The organism is Moellerella wisconsensis ATCC 35017, from assembly GCF_001294465.1.
Classification (GTDB): domain Bacteria; phylum Pseudomonadota; class Gammaproteobacteria; order Enterobacterales; family Enterobacteriaceae; genus Moellerella; species Moellerella wisconsensis.
This window is the reverse complement of record NZ_LGAA01000009.1, coordinates 25858-41865: the sequence shown is the minus strand read 5'-3', so window position 1 is coordinate 41865 and position 16008 is coordinate 25858. Positions and strand designations below refer to the sequence as shown.

The window sequence follows — 16008 nt, the reverse complement described above, 5'->3', positions numbered from 1 at the left end:
AACTGCGCGGTGCTAAGCTACCGATAGGCTACGGTTTGTATGCTATGGCATATTGCGCGATGTTGAGTCTCTCTATGAGTTATTGGGTGAATTGTGGGTGGTTTATCCGAACAGACGTCGCTAGAAAAACAGCCCAAACTTAACGTAAATATGTTCGAATCAACGCGACCGCATCTTCAATAGAATCTTGTTGCTGTGCTGGATCAGGATGAATATTGGTTAATTCTTCGCGCAAGTGGCTTTCCAATACTCCCGCCATTAAGCCATTGATCGCCCCACGAATAGCTGCAATCTGCTGCAATACTGCACGGCAGTCTGCATGGGCTTCTAACGCCACTTCCAAGGCATTCATTTGCCCTTTAATCTTACGAACGCGGGTCAAAACCGCTTTTTTTTCTTTCGGTGAATGTGGCATCGTGATCCCTTTAATATACTCGGGGGGAGTATACATATTTACTTGCAGTATAGTATAAGATTTACCGACTGTCACGGTGTGAGCATCATTGGCGCAGAGTTAACACGGGGAGAGTACTGAATGGGGCTCACATCGAAATGTGTGAACTGCATGAAATTAGATATAAAAAATGGCTCTGCCGGTGATTAACCTAACAGAGCCATGTTTTGAACTCGATTGAATCAATGAGATGGATATAACTGTCTCATCTAGCCTCTGGTTTCAGTGCTTAGCTTATTAGCCTATAAGAGAGTTAGCTTATAAGAAAGCAAAGAAGATCATGCCGACAATCGCTCCCGTGGTGCCCAAAATAGTTTCCATCATGGTCCACGTTTTCAGGGTTTGAGCTTCCGTAGCGCCGGTAAATTTACCGAATAGCCAGAAACCTGAGTCATTGACGTGGCTAAGAATTAAAGATCCCCCAGAGATACAAATGGCTAATGCGGCTAGCTGTCCGCCAGAGTAACCTAATTCACTAATCACCGGCAGAACCAAGCCTACTGTGGTTAAACATGCGACTGTCGCAGAGCCTTGGATCACTCGCACGGCCCCCGCCAAAATAAAGCAAGCAAATGCAATAGGCAGGCCGGCACCAATCAATGAATCACCGAGTGCTGGGCCTACACCCGAGTCAATCAGGACTTGTTTAAATACCCCACCCGCCCCAGTGACTAACAGAATAATACCTGCCGGTTGGATAGCCGAGGAGCACACTTCCATCACTTTATCTTTGCTCATACCGTAGCGGAATCCAAGGCCATAAATCGCTAATAGACACGCTAATAATAAAGCGGTAAAGGGATGGCCAATAAATTCTAACCAATGTTCAACCGTAGAGCCTGCGGTGACAAAATGTGTACCTATGGTTTTTAATCCGACTAACACTAATGGGAATAGCACTAAAGATAAACTAAACCCAAAACTTGGCATTTTAGTGTGGTCTGTATTGGGCGCCTGATAATCTGCTGGAATATCAATAGTCACAAATTTACTAATAAAGTTACCGTATAATGGACCGGCGAGGATCATACCGGGGATCGCGGCACACGCCCCAATCAAGATCATCCAGCCGTAATCAGCCCCCATTTGTGAGGCAACCAGCATCGGTGTTGGTCCCGGTAATAAGAATGCTGCGGCCGCCGCAACCCCTGCAAACAAGGGGATAGCTAAGCGAACAACGTTATGGCCGGTACGATTTGCCACCGCAAAAACCACGCCAATCAATAGCACGACAGCGACATCAAAGAATAAAGGTAATGCACAAATCAGCCCGGCAATACCGACGGCATAGTGAGCGCGCTTTTCTCCGAAGGTATTCAATAATTTGGCGGCGATTTGGTCTAATGCTCCGGTTTCATGCAGAATTTTACCGAACATAGCGCCTAATGCGACCACTATGGCTAAAAACCCTAAGGTACCTGCCATTCCTTTTTGCATGGTTTCAGTGATTTGCTGTACTGGCATGCCGGAGAATAACCCCGCGCCAATCGATACAATCATCAACGCCACAAATGCATGTAAACGGGCATACATGACTAAAAATAAGAGTAAAACAACCGATCCAACCGCGGTTAATACCAGTGTCATGGTACTCAGCGCTTCAACTGTGGGGACTGTCATAATTATTCTCCAGAAACAATATGTTGGATGACAGCACCCGTATTCGCGATCACTTCATCGAGTGGTAAACGAATATCTATTGCGCGGACATCAGTTTCATCCTGGCTAGGTTCTTGCAACGTCTGAAATTGAGAAACTAACATTTCAGGTTTGAAGAAGTGTCCTTTACGACTTTTAAGCCGGCGTTCAATCAAGTCAAAATCGCCTTGCATATAGAGGAAAAACAAGTTCTTATTGCCGTCTCTTAGTCTATCTCGATATTCTTTTTTCAAGGCAGAGCAGACAATTAAAGACACTTGATTGGTGCGTTGCATGGCAAAAATAGCATCGTTTAATGCGGTTAACCACGGTGTACGATCTTGGTCATTGAGTGCATGGCCCGCAGCCATTTTCTGAATGTTAGCCCTTGGATGTAAAAAATCGCCATCTAAAAATGCGGCCCCCAGCTGTTGTGCAACGCCATTTGCAACCGCTGATTTACCGCTGCCTGATACCCCCATCAGGACAAATGCATAGTGTTGTTTTTGGGTATCACTCATTAAAAACTCCTTGGTATTTTTTTAATATCCAGCAATCTTTGCCTGTAGATAGCCCACTTTCTTGGGAAAACTAGAGCTAGTCCATCAAGAATTAACCTGAGTGCTGGGAGCAGTTAGTCTTATTTGGCTTTCTACAGCGCAAATTATGGTGGCTATAAATACTTTTCTAGTTAATTTTTTATTTTTGTTACCGGTAACAGTAGCGAGTACATTATCAGTAGCCAAACTGTGTTTGGCAATCAAAGACCCTAAAAAAGAGATGGATTTGTGATGGTTATCTCACTAATCAGCGGATAACCGTCTTACTAATTAGATACTTTCCCCTGGCAGCAACTCAAAACCGACGTCAAATAATTTACGGGGTAGTGATTTCCCTTTTATTCTGGCTAACAACACTTCTGCGGCTTTGCGTCCTAACTTATCCCTGGGCGTTAGAATACTCGCCAGTTTTGGGCTCATGACTTGTCCAACATCGTGACCATGAAAACCGGCGATAGCTAATTGCGCGGGAATTTTGATCCCCAATCGCTGACACTCAAAAATAGCACCAATCGCAATATCATCATTGGTACAAAATAGACCGTCAACATCAGGGTATTTTTCACGGGCGGTATGCAGTAATTCAACCCCTAATGAATAGGATGAACTGACCGGCGTCATGACATTACCAGCCACTAATCCGGCATCGTGCATCGCCTTTTCATATCCTGCGAGCCGAATCAATGTACGTTCATCTTGACGCGCACCTAGATAGATTACCCGCCGACATCCTCGTTTAATCATCGCTGTGGTCATTTGCTGCGAAGCCGCAAAGTTATCGATCCCCACCGCAACATCAAGGCAAGGAGACACGCTATCCATGATTTCCACCACTGGAATACCGGCGGTTTTCAACATTTTCAAGGTGCGCTCGGTATGCGTTCTTTCCGCCAGAATGAGTCCATCTATATTGTAAGACAGTAACGATAATAAGCGTTCTTCTTCTTGCTCTGGTCGATAGCCATAATGAGCCAGCATGGTCTGATAACCGTGACGGTCGGTCACTGATTCAATACCTCGAATAACTTCCGCAAATACTTGGTTGGTTAGTGATGGAAGCAAAACACCGATAGCATGGCTGGTCGCGTTGGAGAGTAAATCGGGCGCTCGATTAGGAATATAACCTAATTCATCAACCACTTGAGCGATACGCGTACGCAATGATGCCGAAACTTGTTCCGGATTACGTAAAAAGCGGCTGACGGTCATTTTGGTGATCCCGACCTGATCAGCAACATCCTGTAAAGAGGGTCTTTTTTTCTTCATATAATATTTTAGTTATCCTGATACCACACCTTTAGGCGCATGTTATGCTATCTGAAAGTAGATTGTCCTATCTAAGCTTATATTCTGTGCGCTGAAAGTCTATTCACAGAACAGAAGAGTATGTTCTGTGATCATAGATGAGATAGCAATTCTTGCTTGCTGATTTATATCACATAACCTTGTTATTTCTTGTTTTTTCTTGTTTTTTTAATTGATTCAGCGACTCGTCTCAGTTAATTTTATTGAGCCATATCCATAAAAATATAACGATAATATCTTTTAACTTATCTATAGGTCGTATTGTATTAAAATATTGTGTTGAAATATTGTGCTGAAATATTGTGTTGAAAATATTTTCAAAATTCACAATATATTAGTAAGTGCCTACATACTGAGTAAACCACCAAACCAAAGACAATCGCTAACACATTGATAGAATACGATCCGCAATAATATAGAGTCGATATTCTTTGAGTTAGCAATTGCTACTTGCTATAGCCTATTGATTTTCAAGTCCGTGTCGGACACAGTTTTATTATATGACAAATTTAGCACTTAACGCCTCAGATGGCTTAATAAATACATGTAAGCGCTCACTAAAAAACTATATTTATTTGATATTAATAATCCCACACAGCATCATATTTTTTACACCTGCGCCGCCGATACAGGGATAACATTGCGATGATAATTATTGATCAACTTAATTTTGCTGAGATGTATCAGCAACATATGAAGCAAGCTAATAGAAGCCGTAAAGATCCCATTCATTGGGATCAGAAAGCAGAAAAAATGGCCACGACTGTTTTCAATCCACAAGACTGTTATTTGCAGGATTTTCAGTCACTAATGAATTTTAACGGTGCACAGTCGATATTGGATGTCGGCTGTGGGCCTGGCTCCGTATGCCTCAGTATTGCGGATAAATTTCAAAAAATAATTGGTATCGATTATAGCCAAGGTATGCTGTATGTAGCACAAAAACGCGCGGACTCTTTAGCCATCCATCATGCTGAATTCCATTGCAAAGCCTGGGAAGATGACTGGAGTGATTTACCTCAAGTCGATATTGCCGTTGCATCGCGTTCGACCTTAGTGATGGATTTAAAAACCGCGCTATTAAAGCTCAATCGACAAGCCCTTGCGCGGGTTTATACTACCCATAGGGTCAACCCAACCTTTATCGACACTAAAATTCTTCAGGCCATTGGTCGCGAAGTTATCGGCCTACCAACCTATATTTATGCCGTCAACATATTGCAGCAATTAGGAATTAATCCACAAGTTAACTATATTCGTGGATCTCAAAATAGCCCTGAATTCGCTAACTTCGATGATTTTGTAGAAAGTATAAATCGGTCGCTCAAAGATTTAACCGCTTTAGAGAAGGAAAAATTACATCACTATTACGCAAAATGCTGTCAATCAAATCAACCGGTGGCTTACTCTGCTCGCGATTGGGCGATGGTCGCTTGGGAGGTTGTTGATGAATCGGAGCTACATTTATGATCTACCTATCTGATGCATTAATCGACCAATGACTGCTCGAGGATATTCGTTATGACGATGTCACCACTCACACCTTGAATATAGACCGCTAAACAGGAATAACTTTATCTATCACATCTGCGCCCTACTATGCTGCACTACAATATATAAAGGTTCACCTACCTCCTGAATAATTTTAATTATTTATCATTACAGAGACTAAAGGTTTCTTCTAAGATTAAATAAAGCCTGTTTTTTTATTTATTAATTCTAATTTTCTTAAAATAAAATAGAATATCTATTTTTCTCCAGTAAAAATAAGTGGAAATACTGATATATAAAAATATCGATTTAAATAAAACAGTTATAAAGGTTACTAACACTGATCTACAAATAAATTATGACTGATGCTCTGATTTATCAAACAATATCTTGGCCAATAATCCATTAAAAAGCTAGATTCATTGTCCCTATCACGATACTGAATAAAGCTATAGTTATGAGTTAGTCAAGATTGGGGTTTTATTAAAAACCATAAAAATAAGAAAAACAATACTTTTCTCTTAAATACCCACAAATAAAATATAAAAATCCAATCGTTAAACTTTTATAAAATTAAAAAATGAGAGCTACAACACAAAAAATACAATTTGAATTAAATATCAAAATATTTACCTTAAAGAAGCATTTTAACTTAAAAACATTTATTTAAAATTTAATTAAGCTAAAGTGTCATTATCATAAAACAACAACAAACATAGTTAAAAAACCTTAAAAATCACATAAGTCGGCTAAAATTGTTGAAAAAACCTATCATTTCGGTATAAAAAATAACATTTAATCATCTATATCAAAATTAATAACCAAAATTAGTGAGTTATTACATATTAGAAAACTTGAAGTTGTAAATTATTGTAATTAAACTAGGCACATAAAAGCTCGAATAATTAAGTAACAATACTAAATAATATCACTTGAATAAGATTAAATAAGGTAAGTAACATACCTTGTCTAATCTTGTTTTTTTTAATTTGTTTTTTTATTACAACTAACCACAGAGATACAGCATATTACTATGATTAATAATTTAACCTACTTAATTAATAACACGCTGTTATTCTCCCCTGAAGACGGTGTCTTAAGTCTAAAAGATGATCAAAAGAATAGTGAGCTATTATCTAAACCTGCAGCTAGATTATTTAATGAGTTAATTAGATTATATCATAATGGACACTTAGCGACTCGAGACGAATTATTAATCAATGTATGGGAAAATTATGGTTTAGTCGGTTCAAATAATAATCTGAATACTTATATCAGTGAGATTCGGAAAAAAATAGAAAATTTAGGTGAGAATCCTAGAATTATAGTTACGATACCTAAAAAAGGGTTTCGATTAGAGGGTGAAATAACCGAATATTTGTTGGCAGAGGATAGCTCATTATCTATTGATAAAAACCAAACAATAGCTGCTCCTCAAATTAACAGTTCAAATGATAATAACACAGATGATAGTGTAAAAACCTATCAACCAATTATTGACAACCATCATGTGGATATTATTACCCAGATCCCTGATGTAAATACTAATCCCTTTAATCCACATAAAATAAGAGTATTCAAACGTAGTATAAAAAATAAAACTTTAACTGTTATTATTATAATAATGATTTTTTTATATAGTCTATTTTTATTTGTTTCAAAAGATCATTTTTCGTTCACTCAACTGGTGGAATACAATGAACTTACAAAAATAGATCATTGTAGTTTACAAGTATCACCACAACGCAATAGAACTTTAGATAATTACGATATCACAATGATAAAAAAAATACTTAATGAGAATAATATATCCTGTTCTCAAGGTGATAAATTTGTATTCCTTTCATACAGTAATACAAGTATTGATATAAATAGAGATTATTTTATTGGAATTTGCGATGCAATAAATAACAAAAAAATGAATTGTATCTCTATTAATCAACAGAGACTCTAATGATGAAAAAAAGTATACTCACAACAATGGCTATTTGTATACCAATAAGCTTAATATCTTTTACTTTTTATTATTTAAAACCAACGGTCTATACCTGTGAGACTAATAGTATTTGGTATAAAAAAATTAATTATAATAAACCTGTAGTTATGTCAACAACAAGTAAAGTGATCGTATCTGATAATAAAGAGGGTATCCTTAGTATTCATGGCATCGTAAAACAAGGCGATCAAGATTATTTAATCAATAGAAGTATTTATTTAACATTTGAAGAAATAAATAAAAAAGGAAATTATAAAATAAAATTTATTAATTCAACCATAAAATCTAATGATAACATTCCTGATAATGTATTAGCCGAATTTATGCAAATTGGCAATAATGATATCAGTTATTATGCTCGACTATTTAAATATGAAGATGGTATCTATGTATTAAGGAGTGAAGATTCATCAAAATTTATTTGCTATTCTGAATAATTACCTTTATCTGCTCCTAAAAAAAAGCCTGAAATTATCAATATAAATATCGATAAATCAGGCAAACCGTCAACATGGTAATTTTTATTTTTATAGTACTAATAATGCTTATAGCGGTACAATCTAATTAAGGAATAGTCAGAATTAATGTCACAGTTCCATTAAATGCCCCTGCATTTATTGGACCCGCTGTTTTTAATAACGATGAAATCGTTACATTCTTTGGAGAATTAGCAATTAATTTAATCGTAGTACCTATATTTGCAGGAATATTATCAATTTTAACTTCAGAACGAATACTTCCATCTGGCCTCAAATTTATCATACTATCCGTCATATTTGAGCGAATTTTCACTGACATCGATTGATTACAAATCACATTAAAACTATCAACTTTATAATTATCATTAACTTCAAAGTCATTTAATTTACCATGGTTTAATTTAAGCTCATTTGAACCAGAAAAATAACATTTTCCCGCGGGCGGCGGCGCAATTCCACAAATTCCACCGGGCAGCATTCTTCCATATGAGCCTGCACTTGAAGTATCCAAGAAGAAACCAACACATTCATCCGTTGTTATAGTACCAGAATGAGTACTCGAAGCTGACAACGGTAATCTTAAACCACATCGATTAATTGCATCAGAATAGATTTGGTTCAACGTTTCATATTTAGAAAAATCAATATTACATTTCCATGGAACACGAGTTGATCCTGAACCGCCTCCTTGATCGGGAGCAGAATGTAAATGGTTTATCGAAAGATAACATCTTTTACCCGGTAATAATCTATTACAAGGATTAGGCTGTTGTCCTGTGATCGTCCAGTATTCCATGACAAAATCATAGCGCCATTTATTACTACCGGTCTGAGTAACATCCGTAACATACGAAAAATAGGCATTTCCGACACTATAAAAGGGTAGCATTAATATTGAGATAAATATTAAAAGAAAATTAATATTATGTTTCATAATAGCCTCAATCGTAGGCAAGAGTGAAAACAACTTTCGCTGTAAAATTACCGATAGGTATATTTTTATTGGCAATAGCTTCTGCTGTCGGTTTTAGATATGCGCGAAATTTAATTTCATTACGTCCATTATTTTTAATCTGGATAAGAGAAGGTTTTTCATTAAGTGGTAAAAAAAGCCCACTGTCTGTCTCAATCCCAATAGCTAATTTATTTTTAAATTGTTCCTGATCTAAAGCTAAATAACCTTTTAAATTCGGGCTATCATCACCAGTAAATTTAATTTTAAAACTAGAGCCTACAGATAAATCACATTCTGACAATGCAATGATAAATTCTTTCTTTTCCCAACCGGCAGTATTTTCATATAATTCACGCAAAATTAGGTTCTCAAATTTAATCATAACTTCACTATCGCTTGGTAGTAATTTGCACGGTGAATTTACCAATGAGCCTGATATATTTAAGTTTTCAGCTAATGAAATTGACGAATAAAAAAATAATATTCCAATTAAATAATATAGCGATTTTTTAACCATTATTGGTACTCCACTAACAATGTACCATTAGCTACAAAATCTCCAGTAGGTAATGTACTATTTTCTTTTTTAACTAATATAGCCCAAAGTTTTCCTGGGGATTTTTCATCAATGGCATATTTAGTTCCTAAGTCTATAATATTATTTCCAAGTTGGAACTTGACCGCTAAATCATTAATGTTAGTTTTCAATCCATTAGTATCAAAATTACTTTTAGTTCCATTTACACTTAGGTACATTTTCCAGTTATTCTGATTCTTACCACATTCAATTTGATAATTAACTTCTTTCTTTTGTTCAGTACCTTTAATTGATTTTATCGCTACTTGACCGAATTTAACGTCTACATTTCCCCCTTGATTTATTTTACATGGGGGGGGAATAAGAATATTTCCAATTATATTTAAATCAGTTTCATTATCTCTAGCAAAAGCGTTAAACGTTACTGAAACACTCATTAATAAAAATAAGTAAACAAACATATTATATATTTTTAGCATGCATTATTCCTTTACTGATATTCAACTTGTAAAGTTGCATTAGCATGAAATGGGCCACCCGGTAGCGTTCCCCCATTAGAATTTTTTACTAATATGGCATAAAGGATAGGTGGATTTTTATAATAAAAATTAATTTTATTTTTAATTGAAAAACGATTACTTCCCGCTTTAAATGCTACACCTAAATCATCCATACTGGTTTTCAATAATTGATCATCAAATAAAGTTCCTACGCCTTTAATACTGACTCTCATCGCAGGATTGACTGCACCTTTACAATTTACAGAATAATCAATTTTTTTGATGTAATTCTCATTCTCAATATCATTATAGAGTACATCTTTAAAATCAACGGTGATCATTTCGCCATCATTTATAGTGCATGGACGGGCTAAAACCTCACCACTGATTTTTACATCGAGAAAACCAGCAAAGGAGAACACAATAGAAGGTAGTGAACACAATAAAATAGCACCACAGAATTTTCTTATCATGTTCATAATATTAATTACCTTATAATTACTTAGAATTCACTGTACATTGCAGGCCTTGACAATTAAATGTCAATTTAGCTAAACCACCAAAGTCATTAAGATAATAAAGTGATGGAGAGACGCCAAGGTTAGTCACATTAGAACCTAAATTTTCTTGTGTAAATGGTGAAATCATTAAAGCTTCAAAATTAGTTAATTCTTTATCATTAGCATCAACTCGAGTAATAGTTAAATGATAAGGTGATGGATTATTCACAATATAATTTGAACCACTTTTAGTTAATGTAACTTTTTTTGCTAATGGATTTTCTTCCATACGTTCATTTGAACCAATATCTTTTGGTCTATAAAATAATTTAATCCGTGTCTGTAATGCTATTTGTAACACATTAATATCAGTACTTCTTGGTGGTATTTCTCTAACATTCACATAATAAACACTTTCTCTATCTTTTGGTAATGCAGTAATATTTGCAATTGCCTGAATCTTAATTTGGCTTTTTGACGTTGCTTCAATTCTCTGCACTGGCGGTGTAATAATAAAAGGTGAATTTATTTTTTGATCTTTATCATCTTCAAGCCAAACTTGAGATAAATAAGGCTTATCTTTACTTTCATTAGTCAGCCCTATGCTTACTGATTTTTCACCCTCATTATAAATAACTCGGGTTCTATCTAATGCAATAGCTCCATAAGAAACTTGAACAGAAACAGCTGAAATAATAACAAATAATGTTAAACTTATTTTAGTTAAATTCATATAATTCACCATAATTATTGACGTAAAAAACAAAAAAACAAAAAACAAAAAACAAAAAACAAAAAACAAAAAATAAAAAATAAAAAAATTAGTTACTGCAAGGAAGTAATATTGTATTTGATAAATTACTATCGATTATCTCAGGTAATGAGATATCACATTTATTATCACCCCACAAAACATTTAATTGTTCCTGTGGCTTAACGCCTGAAATATATACAAATCCATTATCTGCAATAATTCCGACTTCGATATTATTTTTATTAACAACAGTTGACCCAAAAGGAGGGTGTTGATTATTTTTGTCTGTAATAACTGCCATCACTTTCTGTCCTTCAAGTACTTGGAATTTTCTATATCCTATCGCACCTTCAGTTAACGTTGCATATTGCATTGAATTTATCGCCTCTATATTATCAGGCAAATTATCTAGATCTATACGAATATTACTTCGGCTATAATTTCCAGCATTAGCACTTAATACCGCTTTACCAAAATGATTGGTTCTTACTGGATTAACTCCTATAGCAAAAGGAACATCAGCCACATCATCGGTATCAACTAAAATACGAGAAGAACCTGCGGTCATCATTCGATGAAATGCGCCGCCTTCCCCGGTTACTGTCATTCCGCCCTTAACTTGCATCGATAATGAGGTCTGATTATCTTGCATATAGCTACCATTCAGAGAAAGTGCGGTAGAATCACCGTCATAATTATAAATACCTGAAGTATTTATTTTATCACCGCCATAAGTACCGCCACTTAATGAATAACTATTTCTATCATCAAGGCGCTGATAATAATTCACCGTATTATCCATAGATCCGCCAGTTATTGATGTAGAGTAACTAACGCTAGATTTATTATTTTCCAATGGAACATTTAAACTTAAGAAAACGCCATCATTATTAGAATCTTTAGATTTCATTTTATATGCGGAAATATTCGCACTTAAATTTTTCAGAGGACCGAGATCAAATAATTGCGATAATGTTATATTATACTGATCAGATGTAGGTTTATTCCAATAGGTCTGATGAGAATAATTAAGATAAACGTTAGTTTTACTGTCAGGAAATGCGGTACCAAATATTATCGTATACAGTTCCTTACCATTATCCGTACTATAGCTATTATAACGTTTATCAATAAATTGATTCATATTCATGTAATTCTTTTCAGAGAATCGATAACCCGCAAATGTAATCTGGCTATTTATTGAATCGAATCGTTTGGAATAGTTAATATTATAAGAGTTACCCGATAATACTTGGTCATTAAATAGACTTCCCATTTGTGCTCTAGAATGAGAAATATTTGCTGATAATACTCCTAAGGGGGCTAAATCACGCCCTATACCAAAGGCTATATTTTGATATTCTCCAGAAGCAATTAATCCCCCATAAATGGTCGTATTATTTGTTGCTCCCCATGAGAATGATCCCAGACTAAATGCCGGCCCCTGAGTCTTGTGATCACCTTGTGATGATTTACCAACCACCAATTTATAAATAAATTGTCCAGGACGAGTTAATGTGCCCAGTGACGATGTTTCAACGGTAAATTTTTGTATTGAACCATCTTGTTCTTTAATTGAAACATGCATAGTACCTCCCCCAAATGAATTGATATCTTGGATCCTAAAAGGCCCTGGAGATACTTCAGTTTGAAAGATAATACTGCCATTTTGTCTAACCACTACGGTTGCATTGGTTTTAGCAACACCAGCAACTTCAGGTGCATAGCCCATTAAACGTGGTGGAAACATTGATTCATCAGTTTCTAAACTCGCACCAATATAACGAAAACTATCAAATAATGTTGATGATAAAAACTGTTCACCAAATGTTAATTTAGCGCTTAGCGAACGAATTGCCCGGTATAAATAAAATTGATTCCACGCCCAAGATTTATCGCCAGAATTAGCATTACCAATCTGAGACTGCCAATCTGCACGTAACCGCCATGCCCCGGCATTAAATCCCATAGTACCAATGGTAGTTAAACCTGATTGACTACCCGTAGAAGTATTATCACCTTGAAATTTGGTGATTTTACCATTGGTATTATAGTCAACAAAAAAACCAGGAATACCGTCATCCCAACGCGAAGGCGGATCCCAATTGGGATCGTCATACTCTATATAAGCTTGTGCAATACCAATATTTAATGTGTTTTTACCCAAATCTGTAAATAAAGTCATTTCGGGTATTGAACGAGGGTCTAAACACGTATCATTCTCTAGCCAAGCTACTTTTGTATCCCACTCAGGTTTTAAACCTAATAAACTAAACATCGGTTTGGTGATACAAGGAATAGAAGCATCTTTATCATAAGTAGGAATAAAGAAATTAATTAACTGTTCACCAGAAACTTGCTGTTTATTAACCAGTAATGTGAGGGTATAACTTCCAGGCAATACATAGTTTGCTCGGGAGAATTTACTAAAGTCGGTATTTTGTGAATTAATATCATCTAAAAAGTCGGTATTAAAATCAACTGATTCTTCAGCCAATACGAAAGTAGGTATAAGTAGCATTAGCATGATTTTTGTTATTTTATTTAATTTCATGCTTATCACTTATTATCACCTTAAATCAATCAAAGTAAGAAAATAATTAGTTAATATATGGCGCCTTAGCGCCATATATTTTATACAAAATAATTATTGATAATTAATTTTGAAGTTAGCTACAGTGTCGAAATTACCAGTAGTGGCTTTTTTAGCTGAATCCTCATTACCTTTTACATAAGCAGAGAATGCTAATTTAGTTTCTGTGCCTTCACCGTTATTTAGTTGATATTCTTTACCTGCTGCAGGGAAAGCTGTACCAAATTCAATATTTGAACCTGCACGGTCAGTAATAACGATACCCGCATTTTCTACACGACCACCTAAACCTAATAAATCACCAGTAAAGCCGGTGAAACCACTAACAGTTGCACCACTGAAAGTAATTTTTGCGGTTTTATAGGTTTCAGTTGAGCAGTTTTTCAGGATAATATCGAAATTCTCACTGTCTGAACGGAATTTATTAGAAGTCAGTTCATGTAAAGCGATATCACCAAATCTCACAACTTGATTTTTATTATTTTCATCTATAGAGCATGGAACATCATTAATAGCACCTTGGAATGTCACTGTGCCATAAGTAGTACCAGCCTCAGGAACTGGCTCATCAGCCAATGCTACACCAGACAACATCATTGCAGACAGACCAAATACTAATGCCTTAGTTTTCATAATAATTTCCTTCATTCTCTCATCTAAAATTATATTAATTCTAATCTAGTTATCTATATCTCAATATTTGAGGGTATATATCCTTATTAAATCTCTTCGTACATTCCTTAATACAATAGAGCATTACTAGACTTGACATAATTACCCATAAAAAGCTATCTAGCCTTTTATGGGTTTATGTATTTTTGATATTTACTAAAATACTTATTTAGTCAGTAAAGAGATCTTTCTTAATTTTCACTTTTAGGATTAAAAGTCGTTTTCAATGACTACATCAAAAAAATAAAATATTTAGAAATACTCTCTTTCACTTGGAATCAATAATATTCCTTTAGAATTATTTGTCAAAAAAACACGTTTAATGACTACCTATAACATAAAAATATATTTAACAAGAAAATATAGAATTAAATACTGAAAAATTATTATTTATAGACTTTAAAATTTTAAATATTCAACTAATTATATAAATATCCACTTATCGATAAAGTAAAATATAGATATATTTAGTTTCATTAATGTTGATTTAATTAAAAGTACAATCTAAGAAAAAAGATTTATTTAGATTAACGATTTTAAAATTTAACTAATGGAAACATATAATTCCTATAAAACAACATTAGACAATTTTAAATCGCGTGTTATAAACACGAGGTAGGAAAAATCTTATTTGGTGAGATTTTTTATTTATTACAATATATAGGTTATAAACTAATATTAAATTAAGTATATTTACTAGCCATCGTATTAGCATTAATCAATACGTTAATTAATCCTCTTGTTAAAGCTATATTCTCTAGTCTTAGTGTGACTCATTTGTTATATATGTTAATATTAAAATTAACATAGTAATGAGTGTTTCATTTTTTGTTTTATTGATATTCATAATTTCTATACGAATATAATTTTTTGTTTTTTTATTATTACTTCTCGTGCTTTTTACTCCCTGCTAACTCACTTAAGTCCTCTTGTGCCTACTATCTGTTTTGGCTGAGATCTGTGATAGCATATCGGCAGACTTCTGTTTCCGGATACCCACGTAATGAAAGATATCGTCGGCAATAAATTACTCGTCATGGCAGAGACTATTTGCCAATCAAGAGGCGTCAGACTAACGCCACAACGTGCAACTGTATTGCGCCTCATTGCAGAACAACCGGGCGCGATTAGTGCTTATGATCTTCTGGATTTATTGCGTGAAATAGAGCCGCAGGCTAAGCCACCGACGGTTTATAGAGGGCTAGAGTTTCTGCTAGAACAAGGATTTATCCATAAAATAGAATCAACAAATAGTTTTGTTATTTGTCACCATCTGGATAATCCTAGCCATATTTCCGTCATGTTAATTTGTGATGGTTGTGGCAGTGTCACCGAGAGTGATTGTTCAGTCATTGAAGCGGCGATTGTTAACCTTGCAGAAAACGCTAATTTTCATATCCGCCATACGGTGGTTGAAAATCATGGTTTATGTCATCAGTGCTACGAAAAAGAAAATTGTGCTCATCCGGAACATTGTGGGCATGATCATAGCCATCAACAACGTCAGACCAATATAAAGAAGAAAATCTAAGATAGTTGGCAGATGGTTTATTTTCACTGAGGAAAATAGCGC

At 35.0% G+C, this 16008-nt stretch carries 15 protein-coding genes; 4 read left to right on the top strand and 11 right to left on the bottom strand.

Annotated features, from left to right (window positions below; translation table 11 throughout):
* Positions 1–139: 139 nt before the first annotated feature.
* From frmR to gntR, 4 genes are all read right to left on the bottom strand, one after another.
* Entirely contained in the window at positions 140–415 is a 276-nt protein-coding gene (gene frmR, locus M992_RS04445) for a formaldehyde-responsive transcriptional repressor FrmR (protein ID WP_053907487.1), read from the bottom strand.
* Positions 416–712: 297 nt separating this feature from the next.
* The gene (gene gntU, locus M992_RS04440; protein ID WP_167308877.1) at positions 713–2050 is read right to left on the bottom strand and encodes a gluconate transporter; all 1338 of its coding nucleotides are present in this window, start codon (positions 2048–2050) and stop codon (positions 713–715) included.
* A 26-nt stretch (positions 2051–2076) separates the two neighbouring features.
* The gene (gntK, locus tag M992_RS04435) at positions 2077–2613 is read right to left on the bottom strand and encodes a gluconokinase (protein ID WP_053907486.1); all 537 of its coding nucleotides are present in this window, start codon (positions 2611–2613) and stop codon (positions 2077–2079) included.
* Between the two features lie 309 nt (positions 2614–2922).
* On the bottom strand, positions 2923–3918 hold the full coding sequence (gntR, locus tag M992_RS04430) for a gluconate operon transcriptional repressor GntR (protein ID WP_053907485.1): 996 nt from the start codon (positions 3916–3918) through the stop codon (positions 2923–2925).
* A gap of 687 nt (positions 3919–4605) precedes the next feature.
* On the opposite strand from gntR, the gene M992_RS04425 reads away from it, so the two are divergent.
* The 3 genes from M992_RS04425 to M992_RS04415 all read left to right on the top strand — a co-directional run bounded on the left by M992_RS04425 (position 4606) and on the right by M992_RS04415 (position 7881).
* A complete protein-coding gene (locus M992_RS04425; RefSeq protein WP_053907571.1) occupies positions 4606–5427 on the top strand; it encodes a class I SAM-dependent methyltransferase in 822 nt (273 codons plus the stop codon).
* Between the two features lie 1054 nt (positions 5428–6481).
* Positions 6482–7402 carry a winged helix-turn-helix domain-containing protein gene (locus M992_RS04420; RefSeq protein ID WP_053907484.1) on the top strand — a complete coding sequence of 307 codons (921 nt, stop codon included), beginning with the start codon at positions 6482–6484 and terminating at the stop codon, positions 7400–7402.
* Positions 7402–7881, top strand: a complete 480-nt coding sequence (locus tag M992_RS04415; RefSeq protein ID WP_053907483.1) for a FidL-like protein — start codon at positions 7402–7404, stop codon at positions 7879–7881. The genes M992_RS04420 and M992_RS04415 overlap by 1 nt, the downstream gene beginning before the upstream one ends.
* A 127-nt stretch (positions 7882–8008) precedes the next feature.
* On the opposite strand, the gene M992_RS04410 is transcribed toward M992_RS04415, so the two are convergent.
* The 7 genes from M992_RS04410 to M992_RS04380 form a co-directional block, all read right to left on the bottom strand.
* Positions 8009–8857: an MrpH family fimbial adhesin gene (locus M992_RS04410; RefSeq protein WP_053907482.1), complete on the bottom strand. Its 849-nt coding sequence runs from the start codon at positions 8855–8857 to the stop codon at positions 8009–8011.
* A 7-nt stretch (positions 8858–8864) separates the two neighbouring features.
* A complete protein-coding gene (locus M992_RS04405; protein WP_053907481.1) occupies positions 8865–9395 on the bottom strand; it encodes a fimbrial protein in 531 nt (176 codons plus the stop codon).
* Positions 9395–9895 (bottom strand): fimbrial protein, encoded by a 501-nt coding sequence (locus M992_RS04400; protein WP_053907480.1) that lies wholly within the window; start codon positions 9893–9895, stop codon positions 9395–9397. The genes M992_RS04405 and M992_RS04400 overlap by 1 nt, the downstream gene beginning before the upstream one ends.
* A gap of 11 nt (positions 9896–9906) precedes the next feature.
* Positions 9907–10395 (bottom strand): fimbrial protein, encoded by a 489-nt coding sequence (locus M992_RS04395; protein WP_053907479.1) that lies wholly within the window; start codon positions 10393–10395, stop codon positions 9907–9909.
* A 19-nt stretch (positions 10396–10414) separates the two neighbouring features.
* Positions 10415–11149 carry a fimbrial biogenesis chaperone gene (locus M992_RS04390; protein ID WP_053907478.1) on the bottom strand — a complete coding sequence of 245 codons (735 nt, stop codon included), beginning with the start codon at positions 11147–11149 and terminating at the stop codon, positions 10415–10417.
* Positions 11150–11237: 88 nt separating this feature from the next.
* Positions 11238–13724 (bottom strand): fimbria/pilus outer membrane usher protein, encoded by a 2487-nt coding sequence (locus M992_RS04385; RefSeq protein WP_248842487.1) that lies wholly within the window; start codon positions 13722–13724, stop codon positions 11238–11240.
* A 93-nt stretch (positions 13725–13817) separates the two neighbouring features.
* The gene (locus tag M992_RS04380; RefSeq protein WP_053907476.1) at positions 13818–14396 is read right to left on the bottom strand and encodes a fimbrial protein; all 579 of its coding nucleotides are present in this window, start codon (positions 14394–14396) and stop codon (positions 13818–13820) included.
* A 1042-nt stretch (positions 14397–15438) separates the two neighbouring features.
* Between M992_RS04380 and zur the strand changes: the two genes are divergently transcribed.
* On the top strand, positions 15439–15966 hold the full coding sequence (gene zur / locus M992_RS04375; protein WP_053907475.1) for a zinc uptake transcriptional repressor Zur: 528 nt from the start codon (positions 15439–15441) through the stop codon (positions 15964–15966).
* Positions 15967–16008: the final 42 nt, after the last annotated feature.